The sequence below is a fragment of the Salinarimonas sp. NSM genome (assembly GCF_052380005.1).
Classification (GTDB): Bacteria; Pseudomonadota; Alphaproteobacteria; order Rhizobiales; family Beijerinckiaceae; genus Salinarimonas.
This window is the reverse complement of record NZ_JBQTCJ010000008.1, coordinates 26,365-47,408: the sequence shown is the minus strand read 5'-3', so window position 1 is coordinate 47,408 and position 21,044 is coordinate 26,365. Positions and strand designations below refer to the sequence as shown.

Below are 21,044 nucleotides of genomic sequence, written 5' to 3'. Positions count from 1 at the left end.
GCCGTGGTTCGTCAGCGCAGCGCGATCGGATAGGCGCGCTGCACGCCACGGGCGACCATCACGGCGACGCCGACCTTGATCGCGTCGCCGGGCAGGAACACGACCATGCTCGCCGCCGCCGGGCCGAGGCCCATGCCCGTCACCACCGAGAGCCACGGGACGCCCACCGCATAGACCGCGCCGATGCCGCCGACGACGCAGGCGAGCGCGGCGCCTGCGAGATCCGGCGTCCGCCACGGTCCCATGCGCCGGATGCGTGCCGCCAGCGCACCCACGACGACCGCGCCGACGATCCAGCCGAGGATGAACCCGCCCGTCGGCCCGAGCAGGACGCCGAAGCCGCCGCGCCCGCCGGCGAGGATCGGCAGGCCGAGCGCCACCAGGAGCACGAACAGCGCGAGCGCGAGGCCGCCGCGCTTCGGGCCGAGCATCAGCCCCGCCAGCATCGGCCCGAGCGACTGCAGCGTGATCGGCACGGGCAGGAAGCCCACGTTGATCGGCGGCACGAGCCCGAGCGCCGCCGTGAGGGCGGCGAAGAGGGCGACGAGGACGAGGTCACGCGTTGTCATGGTCGGCACTCCCGGGGCCGGTCTTGGAGGAGATCGATCTGGATGGCGGATAGGCGCGTGCGTCGATCGCCTCGGCGATCGCGTCGGCGCTGCGCAGGACGCGCACGATCATCGGCACGACGAGCGCGACGGGCCCGACCCGCAGGCCGCGCGCCGCCCGCGCCTCGCGGATGTCGGCGGCCTGCTTCACGAGCTCCGGCACGAAGCGCAGGACGAGCGCCACCGCGAGCGCGACCTTGCCGGCGTCCGCGATGCCGATGCGCTCGAGCGGCATCAGCAGCCGCTCCAGCGTCGCCAACAGGTCCGAGGTGCGCGTCGTCAGCGTCAGAGCATAGCCGAGCAGCACGAGCGCCACCATGCGCGCGCCCAGGGCCGCCGCCTCGCGCCAGCCGACCAGCCAGACGTTGGCGGCGACCACGACTGCGACGACGATGGCGATCCCGGCGAGCGCGCCGCGGATGCGGGCGAGCCGCACGCCCGTCGCCGCGACCACGCCCGCCGCGGCAATCGCCGCCGCGCCGAGCACGATCGGCGAGGAGACGAGGAACAGCGCGAGGCCGAGCCCCGCCAGCGCCGCGAGCTTCGCGCCCGCCGGCAGGCGGTGCAGGGGCCCGTCGCCCGGAACGTAGAGCGAGGGGCTCATGCGCGGTTCTCCCGATACCAGCGCAAAGCCGGCTCCGGCGCGTCGTCGGCGACGATGCGGCCCTCGTCGACGACCAGGACGCGCTCGAAGTCGCCCACGAGATCGAGGTCGTGGGTGACGACGATCGCCGTCTGCGCCAGCATGGCGATCGCATCGCGGATGCGGTTGCGGTTGCGCAGGTCGAGCGCCGTCGTCGGCTCGTCGAGGACGACGATCTCCGGCTCCATGACGAGCACGGAGACGAGGGCGAGCATCTGCTTCTCGCCGCCGCTGAGCGTGTGGGCGGGCCGATCCGCGAGCCCGTCGAGCCCGTGCTCCGCCAGCGCCGCGAGCGCCCGCGCCTGCGCGTCCCTCTTCGAGAACCCGATGTTGCGCAGGCCGAAGGCGACGTCCTCGCCGACGATGGGGAAGACGATCTGGTTCTCCGGGTTCTGGAACACGAAGCCGACCGCGCGGCGCACGGCGCGCGTCTGCGTGCGGGTGTCGAGGCCGTGGACGCGCACCGTGCCCGCGTCGGGCAGGACGAGGCCGTTGAGGAGGCGCGCCAGCGTGCTCTTGCCCGAGCCGTTGAGGCCGACGACCCCCACGCGCCGCTCCTCGAGCACGAGGTCGATCCCGCGCAGCACGGGTCGCTCCTGCAACGTGACGCTGACGTTGTCGACGACGATGGACATGCTCGGGACGGCGGGGGCTCGGGGTCTCGGGGTCTCGGGGTCTAGCGGCATCGGCCCTTAGCACCCGCGGCTGCGATGGGATAGGGTCGCGGGCACGATGACGCTCGCCACGCTCGTCCACCGCTTCGGCGAACCCGCGGACGTGGTCCGCCTGGAGACGCACGGGGCACAGCAGACCGGCCCGACCCTCCCGCTCGCGGAGATCGCGGACGCCCTGCGCCATGCCGAGCGGTCGGGGCGAGCGGGCAAGATCCTGCTCGCGTCCTGAGCCGCAGCGGCCGTTCGGCTGACCATCAGAGGGCGAGCGCGCGGCGCGCCGTTTCGACCTGCGCGAGCGCACCGGGCACGAAAGCCGCGGCGGCGTCGACGTAGGGCGCGAGGTCGAAGGCGCGCGCCAGCACGTCCGCGGGAAGATCGCCCGGCGCGGCGAGGGCGTCGCGCAGCGACATGCCCCGCGACCGCACGTCGTCGGCGGCGGCCGTGACGCGCGCGTGCGCCTCCTCGGCCCCGAGGACCGGCGCGAGCGCCGCGGCGGCGGCGTCGGCGAAGAGAAGGCCACGGGTCAGGTCGAGGTTGCGCGCCATCGCCGCCTCGTCCACGACGAGCCCCTCCGCCAGCCGCCGCGCCTCGGCGAGCGCGCCCGACGCGAGCCCGAAGAGCGTCGGCAGCGCATGCCATTCGGCGTGCCAAGCGCCCGCCGGCCGCTCGTGCGCGGCGACCATGGCGTCGAGGAGCGTCGTCGCGGGACCGCGCGCGGCGCTCGCGGCCGCGAGGATCACGGTGCAGGAGACGGGGTTGCGCTTGTGCGGCATGGCGGAGGAGCCGCCGCGGCCGGGCGCGTGCGGCTCGGCCACCTCTCCCACCTCGGTCGCGGCGAGATGGGCGACATCTCCCGCCATCTTGCCCAGCGCACCCATGAGCGTCGCGAGCCAGGTCCCCGCCCGCACCACGCCCGCCCGGCGCGTGTGAGTGGCGATCGGCGCCGCCGCCAGCCCGATCTCGCGGGCGAAGGCGTCGGCGACCTCGGGCGCCCGCGCGCCGAAGGCGGGAAGCGTTCCTGCCGGCCCGGCCAGGGAGGCGACGCAGGCGCCCGTGCGCACCGCCGGCAGCTCGGCCGCGACGTCGGCGATCCCCGCCGCCCAGACCGCCGCCTTGAACCCGAACGTCACCGGCGTCGCGTGCTGGCCATAGGTGCGCCCCGCGCAGGGGGTGCGCGCATGGGCCTCGGCGAGCCGCGCGAGCCCGGCGAGGATGGCGTCGAGATCCGCCGCGACGAGGGCGAAGGCGCGGTGCAGGGCGAGCGCCAGCGCGCCGTCGATCAGGTCCTGCGTGGTCGCGCCCTTGTGGAGGTCGCGGGCGAGCGCGGGCGGCAGCATCGCCCGAAGCGCCTTCAGGAACGGGATGGAGGGCACGCCGGCATGCGCCGTTTCCCGGCCGATCGCCGCGAGGTCGACGGCGTCGGGCGCGATCGCCGCGATCGCCGGGCCGAGCGTCTCCGGCGCGAGGCCGAGGCCCGCTTGCGCCCGCGCCAGCGCCGCCTCCACCGCCAGCATGTCGGCGATCCGCGCGCGATCGTCGAAGACCGCGCGCATGGCCTCGCTCGCGAAGAGCGGGCCGGTCAGCGCGGAATCGAGCGCGGAGAAGGTCATGCCGGCCCCCAGTCCATCGGCAGGCCGACGTAGTTCTCGGCGAGCGTGGTCATCGCCGCGCGCGAGGTGGTGACGTAGTCGAGCTCGGCCAGCTGGCGGCGGCGGTCGAAGGGGGACGCGTCGTCGAAGGTGTGGAGCATCTGCGTCATCCACCAGGAGAAGCGCTGCACGGTCCAGATCCGGCGCAGGCAGGTGTCGGAATAGGCCTCCAGCGCCGCCTCCGAGCCGCGAGCGTAGTAGCTCTCGAGCGCGCGGGCGAGGACGCGCACGTCGCCGACCGCGAGATTCATGCCCTTGGCCCCCGTCGGCGGCACGATGTGCGCGGCATCGCCGGCGAGGAAGAGGCGGCCGTGGCGCATCGGCTCGGCGACGAAGCTGCGCATGGCGGTGACGCCCTTCTGGACGATCTCGCCCTCCTCGAGCCGCCAGCCCGAGCCCCCGGCGAGGCGGACCTGCAGCTCCTCCCAGATCCGCGCGTCGGGCCACGTCGCGATGTCCTCGTCGGGCGGACATTGCAGATAGAGCCGGCTTATCTCCGGGGAGCGCATCGAGAGGAGCGCGAAGCCGCGCTCGTGGTGCGCGTAGATCAGCTCCTCGGAGGCCGGCGGCGTCCTCGCCAGGATTCCGAGCCATCCGAAGGGATAGACGCGCTCGTAGACCCGCAGCACGTCGGCGGGAATCGCGGCGCGCGAGACGCCGTGGAAGCCGTCGCAGCCCGCGATGAAATCGCAGCGGCGGGCGTGCTGAACGCCGTCCTGCGTCCAGGAGAGCGTCGGCGCGTCGCCCTCGATGCCGTCGATGCGCGTGTCGGACACCTCGAAGACGATCTCGCCGCCGGCCGCGAGCCGCGCGGCGACGAGGTCCTTCACCACCTCGTGCTGGCCGTAGACCATCACCGACTTGCCGACGAGGTCCTGGAAATCGATGCGCCGTGCCTCGCCCGCGACCTTCAGGATCGTGCCGTGATGGAGGAGCCCCTCGCGGTCCATGCGCGCGCCGACGCCGGTATCCCGCAGCACGTCGACCGTGCCCTGCTCGAGCACCCCCGCGCGGATGCGCCCCTCGACATGCGCGCGGCTCCTCGCCTCGATCACGACGGAGGAGATGCCGACGAGGTCGAGGAGGTGCGACAGGAGCAGGCCCGCCGGCCCCGCGCCGACGATGCCGACCTGGACATGTGGCTGCGTCATTGCGGCCTCCTCAGACCTCGAAGAACACGGTCTCGCCCTCGCCGTCACCATCGCCCTGGAGGCGCACGTCGAAGGCGTATTCGCCCTCGCCCCCCCGGCGGGCGATCAGCGTGGCCCGGCGCTCCGCGGGCACCAGGGCGAGGACGGGGTCGGCGGCGTTGGCGGGCTCGTCGTCGAAGTAGAGGCGGGTCGCGAGGCGGTTCAGGAGCCCGCGGGCGAAGACGGACACCGCGATGTGCGGTGCCTGCTTCGTCCCGTCCGGGCCGGGCACCGCGCCGGGCTTCACCGTGACGAAGACGAAGCGGCCGTCGGCATCGGTCTCCGCGCGGCCGAAGCCGCGGAAGGCGGTGTCGGCGGCATCGTCGGGGTAGCGCCCCTCCCCGTCCGCCTGCCAGATCTCCAGCATGGCGTCCGGCACCGGCTCGCCCGCCCCGTCGAGGACGCGGCCCTCGATGCGGATGCGCTTTCCCGTCGCATCCGGCGTGACGAGCATGCTGCCGGCGATGCCGCGGGCGTCGTAGGCCTCGGGCGTGAGGCAATAGGCGAAGAAGGGCCCCACGGTCTGGGACGGGGTGATCCCGGAGGGCGTGACCCGGCGCTCAGTCATGATGCGGGTCCTCCATCGGCGTCGCGGCGCGCCCGCGCAGGACGATGTCGAAGCGGTAGCCGAGCGCCCATTCGGGCGTCGTCGTCTCGATGTCGAAGGACGAGACCAGCCGCTCGCGGGCGCGGGGGTCTGGGATCGACTGCCAGATCGGGTCGAGCGCGAGCAGCGGGTCGCCGGAGAAGTACATCTGCGTCACGAGCCGCGTGACGAAGCTCGGCCCGAAGAGGGAGAAGTGGATGTGCGCCGGGCGCCAGGCGTTGTGGTGATTGCGCCAGGGATAGGCGCCGGGCTTGATCGTCGTGAAGGTGTAGCCGCCGCTCGCGTCGGTGACGACGCGGCCGGCGCCGGTGAAGTTCGGGTCGAGCGGCGCGTCGTGGCGGTCGTTCACGTGGATGTAGCGGCCGGCCGCGTTGGCCTGCCAGATCTCGATGAGCGTATGCGGCACCGGCCGCCCGTCCTCGTCGAGGACGCGGCCCGTCACCACGATGCGCTCGCCGATCGGCGCGCCCGCATGCCCAGCGGTCAGGTCGTTCTCGTCGGGCGCGACGCTCTCGTGACCGTAGACCGGGCCGGTCAGCTCGGTCAGCGTATGCGGCAGGATCACCAGCGGCTTGCGGGGCGCGCGCAGGCGCGTCGAGGCGTAGGCCGGCGCGTCGTTGGGCGGATGGGCGGCGAGGCTCTCGCGCGGGTACGCGCGCGTGGGCGTCTGAGACATCTCCCGTCCCTCCTCGCGCCGCGCTCCGGCGGCGCTGCCGGGCGCGGTCATTCGTATGCGAATGATCTTGGCGCGAAAGGGAGGCCTTGTCAAAACGAGGACGCCCCCGCGCGGGCGCGCGAGGGCGTGATCACGTGAGAGCGTCGAGATGAAGCGCTTCGCCGTCGCGGCTGCGCCGCGGGTCTCCCCTCCCCCTCGTGGGGAGGGGCGGGGGTGGGGGGCGTGCAGGAGTTGCTCGAGGCGAATTCATGCCGCCCCTCTCTTGCGAACGATACCGCGGGACGACCTGCGCTCGTGGCCCGAGGGGGGGGAGGCAGCGGCGCCGCGCCGGCAGGCCGATGGTCGGGAACGAAAGGGGGTCCGGGACGGCATCGGCGTCGGCGACAATCCTAGACGCCCCACACCCCCGGCCCCTCTCCACAAGGGAGAGGGGAGACCGTCGCGCGCGTCATCGGCGACGCGACCGATCGTCGTCCGAGTTCCGGAAACCGCGCGCGTCAGCCGACGATCTCGTTGCCCGCGAAGAACTGCGCGATCTCGATCTGCGCGTTCTCGGCGGAGTCCGAGCCGTGGACGCTGTTCTCGCCCACCGACAGGGCGAACTTCTTGCGGATCGTGCCCTCGGCGGCGTTGGCCGGGTTCGTCGCGCCCATCACCTCGCGGTACTTGGCGATGGCGTTCTCGCCCTCGAGCACCTGCACCACGACGGGAGCGGAGATCATGAAGTCCACGAGCTCGCCGAAGAACGGACGCTCGGAATGCACGGCGTAGAACGTCTCCGCCTGGGCGCGGGTCATGAGGATGCGCTTCTGCGCGACGATCCTGAGGCCCGCCTCCTCGATCACGGCGTTCACGGCGCCGGTGAGGTTGCGCTTGGTCGCGTCGGGCTTGATGATCGAGAAGGTGCGCTCGGTGGCCATGTCGGTATCCGCTCTCGGGATGCGTGGAAGATGGCGGGCTTATAGCCGCGCCGCCCCGCACCCTCAAGCGGCCCGATCAGGCGGCGGCGAGAAACATCCGCGCGGCGCGCTGGGCGGCGGCGATCTCGTCGGCGCTCATCTCCTGCGCGAGCTCGGCCCGGCGCGAGACCGCCGCCCGGCAGCCCTTGGCGACCGCGATGTTCAGCCACTTGTGCGCGGCGACGAGATCGAGCGGCACCGAGCGGCCGACCGCATGCATGAGGCCGAGCTCGAGGTAGGCCTCACCGGTATCGAGATCCGGCACGAGGGCGGCGATGTCGGCGGCACCGAGATCGAGACGAGCCATGGTCCTGCTCCCCTGTTCCACTTGCGTTGTTGAAGGGAAGCTTGCCGGGGACGGATGAAATCTCGTCTAAAATTGTCGGTGAATCGGTGCGTAACCTAGATGACCACGTGTTTAGGTGAATGCGGGGTGAAGCCGCGTTCTCCCCGGAGCGGAGAAATCCGCGCGGAACGCGCGGGCGGCGGGGCCGTTCGAACGTCCTGCGAGCGGCACCGCCGCCCTCCCCACCCTCCGGCCTTCGGCCGTCGTCCTCCCCTGCGGGGAGGTTGCCCGCTAGCCCGCCCGGCGCATCATCACCGAGCGCTTGGTCACCAGCGCGGCCACGATCACCCCGATCGTGACGAGCGCGATGAGGATCGTCGAGGCGGCGTTGATCTCGGGCGTGACGCCCAGCCGCACCGACGAGTAGATGCGCATCGGCAGCGTCGTCGCGCCCGGGCCCGAGGTGAAGCTCGCGATGACGAGGTCGTCGAGCGAAAGCGTGAAGGCGAGGAGGAAGCCCGCGAGCACGGCGGGCGCGATGACCGGCAGCGTCACCGACACGAAGGTGCGCCACGGCGTCGCCCCGAGATCCATCGCCGCCTCCTCGAGCGAGCGATCGAAGGCGACGAGGCGGGCCTGCACCACCACCGTCACGAAGCACATGGTGAAGGTCACGTGGGCGAGCGTCACCGTCCAGAAGCCGCGATCGAGGTCTATCGAGACGAACAGCAGGAGGAGCGACAGGCCGGTGATCACCTCCGGCATCACCATCGGCGCGTAGACCATCCCGGTGAACAGCGCGCGTCCGCGGAAGCGCCCGTATCGGGTGAGCGAGATCGCCGCCATCGTCCCGAGCACGGTGGCGAGGATCGCGGTGACGAAGGCGACGCGCACCGTCACCCAGGCGGCGTCGATCAGCGGCTGGTTCTGGAGGAGCGCGAAGTACCATTGCGTCGAGAACCCGCCCCACACCGACACCAGCCGCGAGGCGTTGAAGGAGTAGAGGATCAGGATCAGGATCGGGATGTAGAGGAAGGCGAAGCCCAGCGTCAGCGAGACGACGTTGAAGGGCGACAGGCGGCCTCTCATCGGCTCTCCTCCATCATCGGCCTTCCTCCAGGCGCCGCGCCTCGGCCTCCCGGAAGAGCACGATCGGGACGACGAGCACGACCAGCATCACGATCGCCACGGCCGAGGCGAGCGGCCAGTCCCGGTTCGAGAAGAACTCGCTCCACAGGATGCGCCCGATCATCAAGGTGTCCGAGCCGCCGAGCAGGTCGGGGATGACGAACTCGCCCACCGCCGGGATGAAGCACAAGAGCGCGCCGGCGACGATACCCGGCCAGGACAGCGGCACGGTAATCGTCCAGAAGGCCTTCAGCGGCGTCGAGCCCAGGTCCTGCGCCGCTTCGATCAGCGTGTCGTCCATGCGCTCCAGCGTGGCGTAGAGCGGCAGCACCATGAAGGGCAGGTAGGTGTAGACGATGCCGATGTGCACCGCGATCTCGGTGTTGAGGATCGTCAGCGGCCGGTCGATCACGCCGATCGCCATGAGGGCGCCGTTGAGCAGGCCCTCCGGGCGCAGGATGCCGATCCAGGCGTAGACGCGGATCAGGAAGCTCGTCCAGAACGGCAGGATCACCGCCGCGACGAGGATGCCGCGCAGCGACGGCGAGGCCTTCGCCATGGCGTAGGCGATGGGGTAGCCGACGAGGAGCAGGATCAGCGTCGAGGACGCGGCGATGCGCAGGGACGAGCCGAGCGCGGCGACGTAGAGGTCGTCGGAGGTGATGAAGACGAAGTTGTCGAACGACAGATCACCGAGGAAGGCGACGAAGCCCTCCCATCCGCCGGCCGGGTCCAGCGTCGGGCCGTAGGGCGGCTGGGCCAGCTCCGGATAGGAGAGCGCGATCTTGAGGACGATCAGCACCGGCAGCGCGAAGAAGGCGCCGAGCCAGAGGTAGGGCGCACCGATCACGAGCCGGCGGCCCAGACCGCGGCGTCGGGGCTCGTCGCGGCGGATCTCGTCGCGTGCCATCCCCTCCCCTCCTCAGCTCGAGAGGATCACGGCGGCGTCCGGGAGGAAGCCGATGTGGACGCGCTCCTCGAGGTCGATCGGCCGCTCGACGAAGCGCGTCGTGTTCGCCCGGGTGACGCGCAGGATGCGCCCGTCGTCGAGGCGGATGCGGTAGACCGTCCAGTCCCCGAGATATCCGATGTCCCAGACCTCGCCCTCGAGGGCGTTCTCGCCCTGCGGCCGCTCGCGCGAGACCGTCATCTTCTCCGGGCGCACCGCGACCGCGACCGCCTGGCCGGGGTCGAGCGCCTCGTCGGGATCGTCGACGGCGAGCGGGCCGAGCGCGCCGGGCGCCGCGATGCGCCACAGGCCGGACGGCTCGCGCCCGGTCACCGTCCCGTCGAGGATGTTCACGTCGCCGACGAAGTCCGCGACGAAGCGGTTCTTCGGCTGCTCGTAGATCTCGCCCGGCGTCGCCACCTGGACGAGGCGCCCGGCATCCATCACGGCGATGCGGTCGGCCATGGTCATCGCCTCCTCCTGGTCGTGGGTGACCATGATGAAGGTGGTGCCGAGCTCGATCTGGATGTCCATCAGCTCGAACTGCGTCTCCTCGCGCAGCTTCTTGTCGAGCGCGGCGAGCGGCTCGTCGAGGAGAAGCACCTTCGGGCGCTTGGCGAGAGCGCGGGCGAGCGCGACCCGCTGGCGCTGGCCGCCCGAGAGCTGATGCGGCTTGCGCGACGCGAAGCGCTCCATCTGCACGAGCTTGAGCATCTCCGCGACACGCGCGGCGATGACGTCCTTGGCCAGCCCCTCCTGCTTGAGCCCGAAGGCGACGTTCTTCTCCACGCTCATGTGCGGGAAGAGCGCGTAGGACTGGAACATCATGTTCACCGGGCGCTCGTAGGGCGGCACGCCGGCGAGGTCCACGCCGCCGAGCAGGATGCGCCCGCCGCTCGGCTCCTCGAAGCCGGCGAGCATGCGCATCAGCGTGGACTTGCCGCAGCCCGACGGGCCGAGCAGGCAGAAGAACTCGTTCTCGTAGACGTCGAGGGTGACGTCGTCGACGGCGACCGCGTCCGAGAAGCGCTTGGTCACGCCCTCGAAGCGGATGAGCGGGCGCGCCGCCGGGTCGTTCCACGGCGCGAAGGACTGGCGCACCGCGCCGATGGCGCGGGAGGACTTGTCGACCACGGGCAATTCATCGGCCCCCCGGCGGGATGGTTCGGCTGCGCGCCCCCTTAGGGCATTCCAGCCGGGGGAGGCAAGAGCAATGCCGGGCCGGTCGGATCGAGCCCATGGACAAGGCTCGGACGGAACGCGAGCCGATGCTGCCGCTCGGTGCATCCAGCGCGACGGCCACCCGTGTTGCATGCCATCAGATGGCCTACGATGATATCATTAGAACACGTCGCCGGGAGTCGTCCTGTGGCAGCCGTCACCATCCGCAACTTGAGCGACGAAGCACATCGTGCCCTGAAGGTCCGCGCGGCGAGCCACAATCGCAGCACGGAAGCCGAAATGCGCGCCATATTGGAGGAAGCGGCGCTTCCGGAGGGACGGCTGCGGCTCGGGACGACGCTGTGGACCATGAGCCGGGAAGCTGGACTTACGGACGACGATGTCGAGATGATCGAGAGCCTGCGCGACCGGCGCCCCCCCGAACCGGTCAGCTTCGAATGATCCTGCTCGACACGAACGTCGTCTCCGAGACGATGAGGTTGGCGCCGAACCCGACGGTGCGGGGTTGGCTGGATGCCCAAGCCGTCGAGACTCTGCATCTGTCCAGCATTTCGGTCGCCGAGCTGCGCCTCGGGGTCGCCTTGCTCCCGACGGGCAGGCGCAAGGAGGGTCTCGCCAGGATACTCCAGACGATCATCGACTCCTTCGGCCCACGCATTCTTCCCTTCGATACTGACGCCGCTGATTGCTACGGCAGCCTCGCCGCGAAAGCCCGTGCTGCCGGGAAGGGCTTTCCGATACCCGAGGGCTACATCGCCGCGATCGCTGCGGCGCACGGCCTGCCGGTCGCGACCCGCGACACCGGCCCCTTCACGGCGGCAGGCGTCGGCGTCGTGGACCCTTGGGTGGACCCGCTCCTACCTCACAGGTAGTTCACCAGCGACAGCCGCGAGAGCATCGCGGTCGTCTGGAAGCTCGCCTGCAGGCGGGTCTGCAGGTTGAGGAGCGAGACCGCGGCCTCCTCTGTGGAGACGAGCTCGACGTCGTCGAGCGCCTCGCGCAGCAGCGAGGCGCTGGCGTCCTGGCGCTCCTTGGTGGCGTTGATCGTCGCCTGGGCGCGGCCGAGGTCCATGGCGATGTCGCGCGGCTGGGGCCGCGAGGGCGAGAGCAGGTCGGAGACGCGGCTCGAGAGGGCGGCGAAGTCCTCCTGCGAGAGCTGCGTCTCGTCCGCCGCCGCGAGCGATCCGAGCGCGACAAGGAGATTGCGGAAGCCCGGCTCGTCCGCCCGCGCGCCGATGGCGACGCTCTGCTCCTCGTCGATGCGCGCGAGCACGCTCGCGCGCGCGTCCGGGGTGGTGGGCATCGGCGTCGTCGTCTCGGATCCCGGGGTGCGCCAGGCCGTCGTGTCGAAATAGTCCGACACCGCCTGGACGATCTGGTTCGGGTCCGTCGGGTCGGCGATCCCTGCGACCGCCGCGCGCAGGTCGGTGAAGATCTGCTGGTATGACGCGACGGGCCGCGTGTCGCTGGCGCGGCCGGCGAAGACGTGGCGGCCGTTCACGTCCGTGTTGAGGATCTCGACGGCGAAGGCGAGGTTGTTGCGCGCAAGCGCCTGCTCCTGCGGCACGCCGGTGCCGTCGACGATGCCCGACAGGGGCTCCGCCGCCGCCGAGCGGGTGTCGGAGGCGATCTTCTCCAGGCTCTGCACGGCGCCCGTCATGACCTTCAGGCGCAGGTTCGCGCTGGTGATCGTCTCGCCGTAGCCCTCGAAGGCGCCGAGCCTGGCGCGCAGGTCGAGCGCGGTGCGCCGCTCGAAGCCGAAGCCGGAATAGGTGTCCGCCTTGCGGCCCGTGGCCATCTGGCGCTCGAGCCGCTGCGATTCCTTGCGCATCTCCACGAACATGCGCGAGGTCTCGCGCGTGTCGAAGGAGCCGGCGGCGAACGGGGTGATGCTCGTCATGTCTCGTCGTCCCCTCAGATCCGCATCAGCACGTCCATCATCTCCCGCACCGCCGAGAGGACGCGCGCATTGGCGCCGTAGGCGGTCTGGAGCTGGACGAGCTGCGCCATCTCCTCGTCGATGTTCACGCCCGCGACCTCGGCGAAGCGCCCCTCTACGGCGGCGAGCGCGACGCGCTGGCCCTCGTCGAGCCGCGCGGCCGTCGCGGAGGCCGCGCCTTGCACCTCGATCGTGCGCCGCACCGCGGCCGATATGTCGGCGCGGAAGGGCGCTGCGCCCGAGAGCCCCGCCTGCGAGGCGATCGTCTGCACGCGCGCGAGCCCGTCGCGCATCGCGCTCGGGCGCGCCGCGTCACCCTGGAAGGTCGAGTTGACGAGGAGCGCGGGGTTGCCCGCGACATCCGAGTTGACGCGGATGCGCTGGGCGAAGCCCGTCAGCGGATCGGTGGCGCCCGCGCCGGTGAAGGGCGTGTTGCCGGGCGAATCCGCGAAGAACGGGAAGGGTCCGGTGCCGGTCGTCGGGTCCGTCGCGGTGCCCGACGCGGAGATCACGCTGCCGCCGGGGATCGTGACCGTCGTGCCGTCGAAGCCGCCGCCGAAGGCACCGAGCGCGGTGTCGATCTCGGCTTGCGTGCCGCTGACCCGCTCGAAGCGCCCGTTCACCACGAGATCGACCGTCCGTGGCCCGGTGAAGGCGGAGAGGTCGAACGTGGTCGCGCCGGTCTGGGTCACCGTCAGCGGCGTGTCGGAGACGGAGCGCGCGAGGCCCGCCGCGAGCTCATCGAGCTGGCGCTGGGCCTGGACGAGCGTCTCGTCGCGCATCTCCAGCGCCGCCGCGAGCGAACCGGAGCTGATGCCGCCCGCCGCCAGCAGGTTCGTCTGCATGCCGCTGCCCGAGACGACCGTGACGACGCCGACCGAGGGCGGCGTGGTGTCCACCCGCATGTTCGGGGTCAGCGTCGCGCGGGCGTCGAAGCGCAGCTCGAGCGCCCGCACGCCGTCGAACAGCGTCTGGCCCGCGCCGGTCGTGAGGGTGACGCTGCCGTTCTCGGAGGGCTGGACGCGCAGGTCCATGATCCCCGCGAGCGCGCCGATCAGCCGGTCGCGCTCGTCTGCCAGGGGGGCGGTGAAGCCGCTCTGCACGATGGTGCGGTTGACGCGCTCGATGCCGGCGAGGAGACCGTTCGCCTCGTCGACCATGGACGCGATGCGCCCCTCCGACTCGGTGCGCAGCGCCTGGACGCCCTGAGCGATCGTGCCGATCCGCCCGGCGAGCGCCTGCCCCGCCTCGATCACGCCCGAGCGCGTGGTGGCGTTGGCGGGATCGTCGGCGAGCTGCTCCACGGCGGTGGAGAACTTGTTCATGAGCGTGTCGAGCGCGCTGGCGGAAGCCGGCGGCCCATAGAGCCGCTCGAGCGCGCCCGCCAGCATGGCGCGCTGGCCCGTGTAGCCGGCGCCCGACGTCTCCTGCCAGAGCGTGCGCTGCACGACGCGGTCGAGCACGCGCTGGATCTCGCCGGTGCGCACGCCGGCCGAGCGATCCCCCGCAACGGCCTCCACGGGCTGGAGGCGACGCTTGGTGTAGCCGGCGGAGTCGGCGTTCGCCACGTTCTGCGACACGAGCGAGATGCCGGCCTGCGTGGTGCGCAGGCCCGACACGGCAGTGCTCAACGCGGACATCAGCGTCATGGCGCGACCTCGCTCGCTCGATGCCCGAGAGGCGAGACCCCGGGCGGCATTCTGCCAGCAAGGGCGATGCCAACGCAGAAGTCTTGCGTTCGCCTTGATCGGATCGTCGAGAAGCGGGGGTATCCGGCAGTTTCTGCCCGGTCGGCCGGAAGAAACTGCCGGACTGGGGCATCAGGCCGCCGCGCGGGCCTCGGCGAGCGCCTCGAGCATCAGGGCGGCGGCGCGCTCGCTCGACATCGGGTTCTGGCCGGTCACGAGCCGGCCGTCGCGCACGGCGAAGGGCTCGAACGTACCGCCCTTCTCGAAGCGAGCGCCCTGCGCGACGAGCCGGCTCTCGAGCAGGAAGGGCACCACGTCGGTGAGCCCCACCGCGGCCTCCTCCGCATCGGTGAAGCCGTTGACGCGCAGCCCCTCGACGAGGGGGCGCCCGTCGGTGCGGGTCGCGCCGACGAGGCCGGCCGGGCCGTGGCAGACGGCACCGACGACGCCGCCGCGCGCGTGGATCGCGGAGACCGCACGGGCGAGCGCGACGCTCTGCGGGAAATCCCACATCGTTCCGTGACCGCCGGGGAGGAACACCGCGTCGTAGCCGGAGGGGTCGATCGCGTCGATGGCCGGCGTGCCGGCGAGCGCCTCCATCGCGGCCGCGTCGGCGAGGAGGCGGCGCACCGCTGCGGGACGCTTCGACTCGTCGGCGTCGAGGCTCGACGGATCGGCCGGGGGCGCGCCGCCGGCGATCGAGGCGATCTCGACCGCGTGGCCGGCGTCGACGAAGGCGTAGTAGGGCGCGGCGAGCTCCTCGTAGAAGAAGCCCGTCGGCTTGCCGGTCGTGCCGAGGGTGGCGTGGGAGGTGAGGACGATCAGGATGCGGGCCATGCGGCTTGCCTCTCGTGTCGGGGGATGAGCGTGTGGCCGGTAGATGGGGTGCGCGGCCCCGGGCGGGAAATCACGGATACCGATAGGAGCTATCGGCACCGCGCGATCAGCGCGGCTCGGCGGCCGCGAAGGTCTCGCGCACGAGCGCGCGAAACCAGCGCTCGCCCGGGTCCCGGTCGGCCACCGCGCTCCAGGCGAGGCTGTTGACCACCGGCGCGACGGCGACGGGGCAGGGATCGACGGCCAGCGGCGCGAGCGCGGCGAGGCGCGCGGCCACGAAGTCGGGCACGGTGGCGACCAGGTCACCGCCGGGCAGCGCGGCGAGCAGCAGCGCGAAGCTCGTCAGCCCGAGCGCCACGCGCCGGGTGCGGCCCTCGGAAGCCAGCGCATCGTCCACGACGCCGCCCAGATCGCCCGAGGGCGTGACGAGGGCGTGCGGCCGCTCGCAGAAGCCGTCGAGGTCGGTGATCGGACGGGAGGCGGCGTCGCGCAGGACGACCCAGGGCGAGCGACGCACAGCGCGGATGCGGGCCGTGGCGGACGGGTCGTCGCGCAGATACGCGAGCGCGGTGGAGACCGCGCCGGTGGCGATCAGGTCCGGGAGCGTGCGGAAGTCGCCCGTACGCAGCAGCAGATCGCAGCCCGGCGCCGCCTGCCGCAGCCGCGCCGACAGCGCCGGCAGGAGCGCGAAGGCGACGGCGTCGGTACAGCCGAGGCGGAACACGCGCCGCGCCTGCCCCGGCTCGAAGGACGTCGTGCCAGCGACGGCGGCGTCGATCGCGTCGAGATGCGGCGTCACCTCCGCCACCAGGGCGAGGGCCCGCGCCGTCGGCGCGAGACGGCGCCCGTCGCGGACGAGAAGTGGGTCGCCCAGTGCGTCCCGCAGCCGCGCCAGCGCCCCGGACACGGTGGGTTGGGCGAGCCCCAGCCGCCGTGCCGCACGGGTGACGTTTCGCTCCTCGACGAGCGCGACGAGCGTGCGCAGGAGGCCGTGGTCGAGGCTCATCGCGCGGCGGCCACGGCGGCGCCCGGGCGCACGCCTACTCCTCCACCCGCGTCCAGCCCTGCGAGAGCAGCCGCTCCTGGGGCATGAAGCGGGCCTTGTAGGCCATCTTGCGCGAGCCCTCGACCCAGTAGCCGAGATAGACGTAAGGGAGGCCCATGGCCCTGGCGCGGCCGATGTGATCGAGGATCACCCAGGTGCCGAGCGAGCGGGCGCTCATCTCCGGATCGTAGAACGAGTAGACCATCGAGAGACCGTCGGCGAGGACGTCGGTGAGGCACATGGCCACGAGCGGCCCCTCCCCGCGCCCGTTGATCGCCGTGTCGGGACCACGCCGGCGGTACTCAACGAGCTTCGTCTCGATGTGGCTGTCCTCGACCATCATGGCGTAGTCGAGCACCGTCATGTCGATCATCCCGCCGTCGGCGTGGCGGCTGTCGAGATAGCGGCGGAAGAGGGAGTACTGCTCGCTCGTCGCCTGGTTCGGAACGCTGGTGCCGACGAGGTCGCGGTTCGAGCGGGCGATCCGGCGCAGGTTGCGCGAGGGCTCGAAGGCGTCCACCGGCACGCGCACGGAGATGCAGGCGCGGCAGGTCTCGCAGGCGGGCCGGTAGGCGATCGTCTGCGAGCGCCGGAAGCCGCCGTGGGTGAGGATGTCGTTGAGCTCGCCCGCGCGGCGCCCGACGAGGTGGGTGAAGACCTTGCGCTCCTCCTGCCCCGGAAGGTAGGGGCAGGCGGAGGGTGCCGTCAGGAAGAACTGCGGCGTCTCGCGGGAATGGCTCGTCACGCGGGTCTGACCTCGGCGAAGCGCGCCCGAACGGCTTTGGTCGACGATACCATTCCCGCACGCGCCAACAAGGGGTTTCGACGCCGCACGCGCCGGTGCTCACGCAATTGGAACACGATATCGGCGCTTCAGGGCGTCGCGTCCGTGCGCGTGACCATCACGTCGACGAGGAGATCGTGCCCCATCCGGCGGTCGTCGCGCGCGACGCCGACGACGACGTCGAGCAGCCAGAGGAAGAAGGTCGAGGTCGCGAGCCAGAACAGCAGCGCATGCACCGCCGCCGTGATGGCGTCGACGCGCCCCGTCGACTGCACCCGCGAGACGCGCAAGCCCATCATCCGCATGCCGATCGTCGCCTGGTTCGGCCCGCCGACCGTCATGGCGCTGTAGAGCAGGCCGACCGCGGGGACGAGGATGGCGAAGAGCAGCCAGGCGAGGCCGAGCGTCAGCACGCCGAGCACGAGGATCGCCAGCGAGAACAGGATCACGAGCGCCCCGATCACCAGCATGTCGAGGCAGAAGGCGAACAGCCGCCGGGCGAGCACGCCGTCCGTCGCGATGCGGATCTCGTAGCTCGGCCGCGGCGCCGGCACGTCCGGGCCGCCCGCACCGGGACGCGGGAGGTCGGGTGAATGGTCGCTCGTGCTCATGTCGCTCCGTTCTCTGCGCGCTCGGTCCTCAGGACCCGAGGTGCGAGAGCCCCCGGGGGTCGATGCGGGTGGGGGCGAAGCCCTCCCGCGCCAGCGTGGCCAGCACCTCGGAGGTGTGCGCCGCGCCCCGCGTCTCGATCGTGACGTCGACCGTCACGCCCTTGGCGGGAACATCGAGATAGAGACGACCGTGCGAAACTTCCAGGATGTTGGCGCCGAGCGCCCCCAATCGGCTGGCGATGCGCCCGAGAAGCCCCGGGTGGTCGTTCGACCAGATCCGGAAGGAGACGATGCGCTCGTCGCGCTCGAGCTCGCGCACCATCACGGAGGCGAGGATGCGCGGGTCGATGTTGCCGCCGCATATGACGACGCCAGCCGCGCGCCCGTGGAACAGCTCGGGGCGCGCGAGCATGGCGGCTATGCCCGCCGCCCCCGCCCCTTCCGCCATGATCCGCTGGCTCGTGGCGCACAGGTTCACCGCGCGCTCGATCTCGGGCTCGTCGACGAGCACGATCTCGTCGACGAGGTCGCGCACGATGGGCAGCGTCAGCCCACCCGGCCTCTTGACGGCGATGCCCTCGGCGAGCGTCGCGCCGCCCACCGGCAGCGTCTCGCCGTGAATGGCGTTGCGGAAGGACGGGTAGAGCCGCGTCTCCACGCCGACGATGCGGATCGACGGCGAAAGCGCCTTCGCCGCGATCGCCATGCCCGCGGCGAGCCCGCCGCCGCCGATCGGCACGACGAGCATCTCGAGGCCGGGCGCGTCCGCGAGCATCTCGAGGGCGATCGTGCCCTGGCCGGCGATGACGCGGGCGTCGTCGTAGGGGTGGACGAAGACGAGGCTCTCCTCGTCGGCCAGCCGGCGCGCCTCGGTCTCGGCCTCCGCGACGGTCTCGCCGGAGAGAATCACCCGCGCGCCGTGCGAGCGGGTGTTCTCGACCTTCACGAGCGGCGTGCCCTCGGGCATGACGATGGTCGCGGGCACGCCGAGCCGAGCCGCGTGATAGGCCACCGCCTGCGCGTGGTTGCCCGCCGACATCGCGACGACGCCGCGCGCCCGCTCGTCGGCGTCGAGCGCCGCGAGACGGTTCGCCGCCCCACGCTCCTTGAAGGCGCCGGTGGGCTGCATCGTCTCGAGCTTGAGCCAAAGCCGCGCGCCGAGCCGCTCGGAGAGCCGTGGCGCGGCGACCAGCGGCGTGCGCACCACGTGCGGCGCGATCGTCTCCGCGGCCGCGCGGATGTCCGCGAGGGTGACCGCGTAGCTCATCCGACGAGGAACGGGTTCGTCTGCCGCTCCTGGCCGAGCGTGGACATCGGGCCGTGGCCGCACAGGAAGGCGACGTCGTCGCCCAGCGGCAGGAGCTTCGTGCGGATCGTCTCGATCAGCTGCTCGTGGTCGCCGCCGGGCAGGTCGGTACGGCCGATCGAGCCGGCGAAGACGACGTCGCCCACGAGCGCGAAGCGGTCGGCCTTCGAGACGTAGGTGATGCTGCCGGGCGAATGCCCGGGCGTGTGCAGCACGTCGAAGACGATGCCGCCGACGTCCACCGTGTCGCCCTCGTCGAGCCAGCGGTCGACGCGCACCGGCCGCGCCGGCGGCAGGCCGTAGGCCTGGGACGTCGCCGTGAGGGATTCGTCCATGAACATGGCGTCCGCCGGATGCGGGCCGATCACCGGCACCTTCAGCGCGTCGCGCAGCTCCTCGACGCCGCTGACGTGGTCGACGTGGCCGTGGGTGATCAGGATCGCCTCGATCGTCACGCCCGTCTGGCGGATCGCCTCGAGGATGCGCGGCACGTCCCCGCCAGGGTCGACGACCACGCCGCGCATCGTGTCGCGGGCGAAGAGCACGGAGCAGTTCTGCTGGAACGGCGTCACCGGCACGATCGCCGCGCCGAGCCTCGGTTCCTGTTCGGCCATGGGTCTCCCCCGCTCGCCCCCGCGATGCCGCTTTCTCGCACGACGGGCCGGGCGTTTCCACCCCCGGCCCCGATGCGCGGCGCACGCGGCGGCGCGCGATCAGGCGCGCGCGAGGGTCGCCGAGAGGTCCGGCTTGGCGTTGAGGGTCTGGAAGACCACGCAGTAGCGCTCCGTCAGGGAGAGCAGGCGCGCGAGCTGCTCCTCGCTCGCATCCGCGTCGATCTCGAAGGACAGGCGGATCGCCTTGAAGCCCACCGGCGCCTCCCGGTCGACGCCGAGCGTGCCGCGGAAGTCGAGATCGCCCTCGGCGTGCACGACGCCGGAACGCACCGGGATCTCGAGGGCGGTCGCCACCGCCTTGAGCGTGACGCCGGCACAGGCGACGAGCGCCTCGAGCAGCATGTCGCCGGAGCACAGGTCCGCCCCCGTGCCGCCGGCGGCCTTGTGCAGGCCGGCGACGGCGACGGCGCGGGCCGTCTCGACCTTGCAGGCGACGGCTTCCGAATCGAGCGTTCCCTGCGCCTTCATCGTAACGATCGATGATTGCGGCGCCTCACGGTACTTCTGCTTGATCGGGGCTTGGAGGGCGCGCAGTGCGGCAGCGTCCATGGTCGTCTCCGAAGGTTCGTCTGCAGTTCGTCCGGCCATCCGCACGACGCACGCGCCATCCCCGGCTGTGCATCGAGCAGCGTGTCGCATCATCAGGATAGGTCGCCGCCCGGGCCGCGACCATCGCCGCGCTTGGGCTCCAGAGCGTGCGCGGATCGGGCGACGTCCGGCGCGGGTCTTGCTTGCAGACGACCGCCGGCGGGCGGATGCGCACGCCCGGGTCGCGCACCCGCGCACGGGCGGGCGCGCCGCTTCAGGCGTCGGCCTCGGCGCGCGCCAGCGCCTCGTCCATGTCGCGCCGCGCGCGGTTGGGGTCCGAGAGCACGCCGGTCGCGGCGATCCGCACGAAGGTGCGGGTCAGCTCGGCGCTCGAGCCGCGCGACGGGTCGAACCAGCTCGAGGCCGAGTTCAGCATGCCGAGAACGGCGAAGGCGACGAGCTTGGGGTCGAGGTCGCGCTCCAGGGTCCCCGTGCGTTGCCCCTCCTCGATCAGCGACACCCACAGCGCCGTGTAGCGGCGCCAGGTCTGGCGCAGGGCGGAGATCCGGGGGTCGCGCGTCGTGCCGTTGAGCTCGCGCACGGCGATGGCCATCTCGAGGTAGTTCGGGTTGAAGCGCATCATGTGGCTCTCCACCGCCATGACGAGCTTCTCGCGCGAGCAGACGTCGTGCGCGAGGATGCGCTCCAGGCCCCAGACGAGGTAGTCGCTCTCGGGCTTGATGATCTCGATGAGGATCTCCGCCTTGTCGCGGAAGTAGTAGTAGATCGCCTCGCGGGTGACGCCCACCGCCTCGGCGATGTCCTCGATCGTCGTGTGGGCGAAGCCCTTGGCCTTGAAGATCTCGGTCGCGCGACGCACGATCGCTGTGCGGCGCTCGCCGTCGCGCCGCGGCGGCTTGAGGCGCGTGCGGGTCGCGCGGGGTTTCGCAGGGCTCATCGAGCGGGCTCCGTCGGGCGACGCGCCGCCACGCGCGCCGATGCCGTCCCAACCGCGAGACCGCCGGCCCGACCCGCGGGCACGCCCGCCACCGGGTCCTGCCCAGCCGCCGACGTCCGGCCG

25 protein-coding genes are annotated in these 21,044 nt (G+C 72.0%); 3 read left to right on the top strand and 22 right to left on the bottom strand.

The window, feature by feature from the left end; all coding sequences use genetic code 11:
• Positions 1-11: 11 nt before the first annotated feature.
• Genes ACTZWW_RS05325 through ACTZWW_RS05315 form a run of 3 tightly spaced genes read right to left on the bottom strand, consistent with a single transcriptional unit; the run spans position 12 to position 1,886 of the window.
• Entirely contained in the window at positions 12-569 is a 558-nt protein-coding gene (locus tag ACTZWW_RS05325; RefSeq protein ID WP_444779902.1) for a biotin transporter BioY, read from the bottom strand.
• Positions 556-1,212 (bottom strand): energy-coupling factor transporter transmembrane component T, encoded by a 657-nt coding sequence (locus tag ACTZWW_RS05320; RefSeq protein WP_444779901.1) that lies wholly within the window; start codon positions 1,210-1,212, stop codon positions 556-558. The genes ACTZWW_RS05325 and ACTZWW_RS05320 overlap by 14 nt, the downstream gene beginning before the upstream one ends.
• Complete coding sequence (locus tag ACTZWW_RS05315) at positions 1,209-1,886, bottom strand: energy-coupling factor ABC transporter ATP-binding protein (protein ID WP_444779900.1); 678 nt, start codon at positions 1,884-1,886, stop codon at positions 1,209-1,211. Before ACTZWW_RS05315 ends, ACTZWW_RS05320 begins: the two co-directional genes overlap by 4 nt.
• Before the next feature lie 97 nt (positions 1,887-1,983).
• Here ACTZWW_RS05315 and ACTZWW_RS05310 point away from each other — a divergent pair, with 97 nt between their 5' ends.
• Complete coding sequence (locus ACTZWW_RS05310) at positions 1,984-2,154, top strand: hypothetical protein (protein WP_444779899.1); 171 nt, start codon at positions 1,984-1,986, stop codon at positions 2,152-2,154.
• A gap of 25 nt (positions 2,155-2,179) precedes the next feature.
• On the opposite strand, the gene ACTZWW_RS05305 is transcribed toward ACTZWW_RS05310, so the two are convergent.
• The 9 genes from ACTZWW_RS05305 to ACTZWW_RS05265 all read right to left on the bottom strand — a co-directional run bounded on the left by ACTZWW_RS05305 (position 2,180) and on the right by ACTZWW_RS05265 (position 10,503).
• The gene (locus ACTZWW_RS05305; RefSeq protein WP_444779898.1) at positions 2,180-3,535 is read right to left on the bottom strand and encodes a lyase family protein; all 1,356 of its coding nucleotides are present in this window, start codon (positions 3,533-3,535) and stop codon (positions 2,180-2,182) included.
• Positions 3,532-4,725, bottom strand: coding sequence for a 4-hydroxybenzoate 3-monooxygenase (pobA, locus tag ACTZWW_RS05300; RefSeq protein ID WP_444779897.1), 1,194 nt, complete (start codon positions 4,723-4,725; stop codon positions 3,532-3,534). The genes ACTZWW_RS05305 and pobA overlap by 4 nt, the downstream gene beginning before the upstream one ends.
• A gap of 10 nt (positions 4,726-4,735) precedes the next feature.
• Complete coding sequence (pcaG, locus tag ACTZWW_RS05295) at positions 4,736-5,332, bottom strand: protocatechuate 3,4-dioxygenase subunit alpha (RefSeq protein ID WP_444779896.1); 597 nt, start codon at positions 5,330-5,332, stop codon at positions 4,736-4,738.
• Positions 5,325-6,047 (bottom strand): protocatechuate 3,4-dioxygenase subunit beta, encoded by a 723-nt coding sequence (gene pcaH, locus ACTZWW_RS05290; RefSeq protein WP_444779895.1) that lies wholly within the window; start codon positions 6,045-6,047, stop codon positions 5,325-5,327. Before pcaH ends, pcaG begins: the two co-directional genes overlap by 8 nt.
• Before the next feature lie 497 nt (positions 6,048-6,544).
• Entirely contained in the window at positions 6,545-6,967 is a 423-nt protein-coding gene (ndk, locus tag ACTZWW_RS05285; RefSeq protein WP_444779894.1) for a nucleoside-diphosphate kinase, read from the bottom strand.
• A gap of 76 nt (positions 6,968-7,043) precedes the next feature.
• Positions 7,044-7,313, bottom strand: a complete 270-nt coding sequence (locus ACTZWW_RS05280; RefSeq protein ID WP_444779893.1) for an SEL1-like repeat protein — start codon at positions 7,311-7,313, stop codon at positions 7,044-7,046.
• A gap of 270 nt (positions 7,314-7,583) precedes the next feature.
• The gene (locus ACTZWW_RS05275) at positions 7,584-8,381 is read right to left on the bottom strand and encodes an ABC transporter permease (protein WP_444779892.1); all 798 of its coding nucleotides are present in this window, start codon (positions 8,379-8,381) and stop codon (positions 7,584-7,586) included.
• A gap of 13 nt (positions 8,382-8,394) precedes the next feature.
• Positions 8,395-9,330 (bottom strand): ABC transporter permease subunit, encoded by a 936-nt coding sequence (locus tag ACTZWW_RS05270; RefSeq protein WP_444779891.1) that lies wholly within the window; start codon positions 9,328-9,330, stop codon positions 8,395-8,397.
• A gap of 12 nt (positions 9,331-9,342) precedes the next feature.
• Positions 9,343-10,503: an ABC transporter ATP-binding protein gene (locus tag ACTZWW_RS05265; RefSeq protein WP_444779890.1), complete on the bottom strand. Its 1,161-nt coding sequence runs from the start codon at positions 10,501-10,503 to the stop codon at positions 9,343-9,345.
• Positions 10,504-10,737: 234 nt separating this feature from the next.
• Here ACTZWW_RS05265 and ACTZWW_RS05260 point away from each other — a divergent pair, with 234 nt between their 5' ends.
• Together ACTZWW_RS05260 and ACTZWW_RS05255 are read left to right on the top strand one after the other, a co-directional pair.
• A complete protein-coding gene (locus ACTZWW_RS05260; protein ID WP_444779889.1) occupies positions 10,738-10,992 on the top strand; it encodes a FitA-like ribbon-helix-helix domain-containing protein in 255 nt (84 codons plus the stop codon).
• A complete protein-coding gene (locus tag ACTZWW_RS05255; RefSeq protein ID WP_444779888.1) occupies positions 10,989-11,423 on the top strand; it encodes a type II toxin-antitoxin system VapC family toxin in 435 nt (144 codons plus the stop codon). The genes ACTZWW_RS05260 and ACTZWW_RS05255 overlap by 4 nt, the downstream gene beginning before the upstream one ends.
• Here ACTZWW_RS05255 and ACTZWW_RS05250 read toward each other — a convergent pair.
• The 10 genes from ACTZWW_RS05250 to ACTZWW_RS05205 all read right to left on the bottom strand — a co-directional run bounded on the left by ACTZWW_RS05250 (position 11,414) and on the right by ACTZWW_RS05205 (position 20,921).
• Positions 11,414-12,451: a hypothetical protein gene (locus ACTZWW_RS05250; protein WP_444779887.1), complete on the bottom strand. Its 1,038-nt coding sequence runs from the start codon at positions 12,449-12,451 to the stop codon at positions 11,414-11,416. The genes ACTZWW_RS05255 and ACTZWW_RS05250 overlap by 10 nt on opposite strands.
• A 14-nt stretch (positions 12,452-12,465) precedes the next feature.
• Complete coding sequence (flgK, locus tag ACTZWW_RS05245; protein ID WP_444779886.1) at positions 12,466-14,139, bottom strand: flagellar hook-associated protein FlgK; 1,674 nt, start codon at positions 14,137-14,139, stop codon at positions 12,466-12,468.
• Between the two features lie 171 nt (positions 14,140-14,310).
• Positions 14,311-15,015, bottom strand: a complete 705-nt coding sequence (locus ACTZWW_RS05240; RefSeq protein WP_444779885.1) for a type 1 glutamine amidotransferase domain-containing protein — start codon at positions 15,013-15,015, stop codon at positions 14,311-14,313.
• 106 nt (positions 15,016-15,121) lie between these two features.
• Positions 15,122-16,021, bottom strand: a complete 900-nt coding sequence (locus ACTZWW_RS05235) for a LysR substrate-binding domain-containing protein (protein WP_444779884.1) — start codon at positions 16,019-16,021, stop codon at positions 15,122-15,124.
• Between the two features lie 34 nt (positions 16,022-16,055).
• Positions 16,056-16,805, bottom strand: a complete 750-nt coding sequence (locus ACTZWW_RS05230; protein ID WP_444779883.1) for an arginyltransferase — start codon at positions 16,803-16,805, stop codon at positions 16,056-16,058.
• A gap of 128 nt (positions 16,806-16,933) precedes the next feature.
• Positions 16,934-17,455: an RDD family protein gene (locus ACTZWW_RS05225; protein ID WP_444779882.1), complete on the bottom strand. Its 522-nt coding sequence runs from the start codon at positions 17,453-17,455 to the stop codon at positions 16,934-16,936.
• A gap of 28 nt (positions 17,456-17,483) precedes the next feature.
• Positions 17,484-18,722: a threonine ammonia-lyase gene (locus ACTZWW_RS05220; RefSeq protein ID WP_444779881.1), complete on the bottom strand. Its 1,239-nt coding sequence runs from the start codon at positions 18,720-18,722 to the stop codon at positions 17,484-17,486.
• Positions 18,719-19,375 carry an MBL fold metallo-hydrolase gene (locus ACTZWW_RS05215; RefSeq protein ID WP_444779880.1) on the bottom strand — a complete coding sequence of 219 codons (657 nt, stop codon included), beginning with the start codon at positions 19,373-19,375 and terminating at the stop codon, positions 18,719-18,721. The genes ACTZWW_RS05220 and ACTZWW_RS05215 overlap by 4 nt, the downstream gene beginning before the upstream one ends.
• A 99-nt stretch (positions 19,376-19,474) precedes the next feature.
• The gene (locus ACTZWW_RS05210) at positions 19,475-19,984 is read right to left on the bottom strand and encodes an OsmC family protein (protein WP_444779879.1); all 510 of its coding nucleotides are present in this window, start codon (positions 19,982-19,984) and stop codon (positions 19,475-19,477) included.
• A 253-nt stretch (positions 19,985-20,237) separates the two neighbouring features.
• Positions 20,238-20,921 (bottom strand): TetR/AcrR family transcriptional regulator, encoded by a 684-nt coding sequence (locus tag ACTZWW_RS05205; protein ID WP_444779878.1) that lies wholly within the window; start codon positions 20,919-20,921, stop codon positions 20,238-20,240.
• Positions 20,922-21,044 lie beyond the last annotated feature (123 nt).

Bases quoted from the DNA above. Each gene is read 5' to 3' on its own strand.
- ACTZWW_RS05315 (WP_444779900.1), bottom strand. From the start codon at position 1,886: ATGTCCATCGTCGTCGACAACGTCAGCGTCACGTTGCAGGAGCGACCC.
- ACTZWW_RS05215 (WP_444779880.1), bottom strand. From the start codon at position 19,375: ATGGCCGAACAGGAACCGAGGCTCGGCGCGGCGATCGTGCCGGTGACG.
- ndk (WP_444779894.1), bottom strand. From the start codon at position 6,967: ATGGCCACCGAGCGCACCTTCTCGATCATCAAGCCCGACGCGACCAAG.
- ACTZWW_RS05275 (WP_444779892.1), bottom strand. From the start codon at position 8,381: ATGAGAGGCCGCCTGTCGCCCTTCAACGTCGTCTCGCTGACGCTGGGC.
- flgK (WP_444779886.1), bottom strand. From the start codon at position 14,139: ATGACGCTGATGTCCGCGTTGAGCACTGCCGTGTCGGGCCTGCGCACC.
- ACTZWW_RS05235 (WP_444779884.1), bottom strand. From the start codon at position 16,021: ATGAGCCTCGACCACGGCCTCCTGCGCACGCTCGTCGCGCTCGTCGAG.
- ACTZWW_RS05325 (WP_444779902.1), bottom strand. From the start codon at position 569: ATGACAACGCGTGACCTCGTCCTCGTCGCCCTCTTCGCCGCCCTCACG.
- pobA (WP_444779897.1), bottom strand. From the start codon at position 4,725: ATGACGCAGCCACATGTCCAGGTCGGCATCGTCGGCGCGGGGCCGGCG.
- ACTZWW_RS05220 (WP_444779881.1), bottom strand. From the start codon at position 18,722: ATGAGCTACGCGGTCACCCTCGCGGACATCCGCGCGGCCGCGGAGACG.
- ACTZWW_RS05310 (WP_444779899.1), top strand. From the start codon at position 1,984: ATGACGCTCGCCACGCTCGTCCACCGCTTCGGCGAACCCGCGGACGTG.
- ACTZWW_RS05255 (WP_444779888.1), top strand. From the start codon at position 10,989: ATGATCCTGCTCGACACGAACGTCGTCTCCGAGACGATGAGGTTGGCG.
- ACTZWW_RS05205 (WP_444779878.1), bottom strand. From the start codon at position 20,921: ATGAGCCCTGCGAAACCCCGCGCGACCCGCACGCGCCTCAAGCCGCCG.
- ACTZWW_RS05240 (WP_444779885.1), bottom strand. From the start codon at position 15,015: ATGGCCCGCATCCTGATCGTCCTCACCTCCCACGCCACCCTCGGCACG.
- ACTZWW_RS05305 (WP_444779898.1), bottom strand. From the start codon at position 3,535: ATGACCTTCTCCGCGCTCGATTCCGCGCTGACCGGCCCGCTCTTCGCG.
- pcaG (WP_444779896.1), bottom strand. From the start codon at position 5,332: ATGACTGAGCGCCGGGTCACGCCCTCCGGGATCACCCCGTCCCAGACC.
- ACTZWW_RS05280 (WP_444779893.1), bottom strand. From the start codon at position 7,313: ATGGCTCGTCTCGATCTCGGTGCCGCCGACATCGCCGCCCTCGTGCCG.
- ACTZWW_RS05270 (WP_444779891.1), bottom strand. From the start codon at position 9,330: ATGGCACGCGACGAGATCCGCCGCGACGAGCCCCGACGCCGCGGTCTG.
- ACTZWW_RS05225 (WP_444779882.1), bottom strand. From the start codon at position 17,455: ATGAGCACGAGCGACCATTCACCCGACCTCCCGCGTCCCGGTGCGGGC.
- ACTZWW_RS05250 (WP_444779887.1), bottom strand. From the start codon at position 12,451: ATGACGAGCATCACCCCGTTCGCCGCCGGCTCCTTCGACACGCGCGAG.
- ACTZWW_RS05210 (WP_444779879.1), bottom strand. From the start codon at position 19,984: ATGGACGCTGCCGCACTGCGCGCCCTCCAAGCCCCGATCAAGCAGAAG.
- pcaH (WP_444779895.1), bottom strand. From the start codon at position 6,047: ATGTCTCAGACGCCCACGCGCGCGTACCCGCGCGAGAGCCTCGCCGCC.
- ACTZWW_RS05320 (WP_444779901.1), bottom strand. From the start codon at position 1,212: ATGAGCCCCTCGCTCTACGTTCCGGGCGACGGGCCCCTGCACCGCCTG.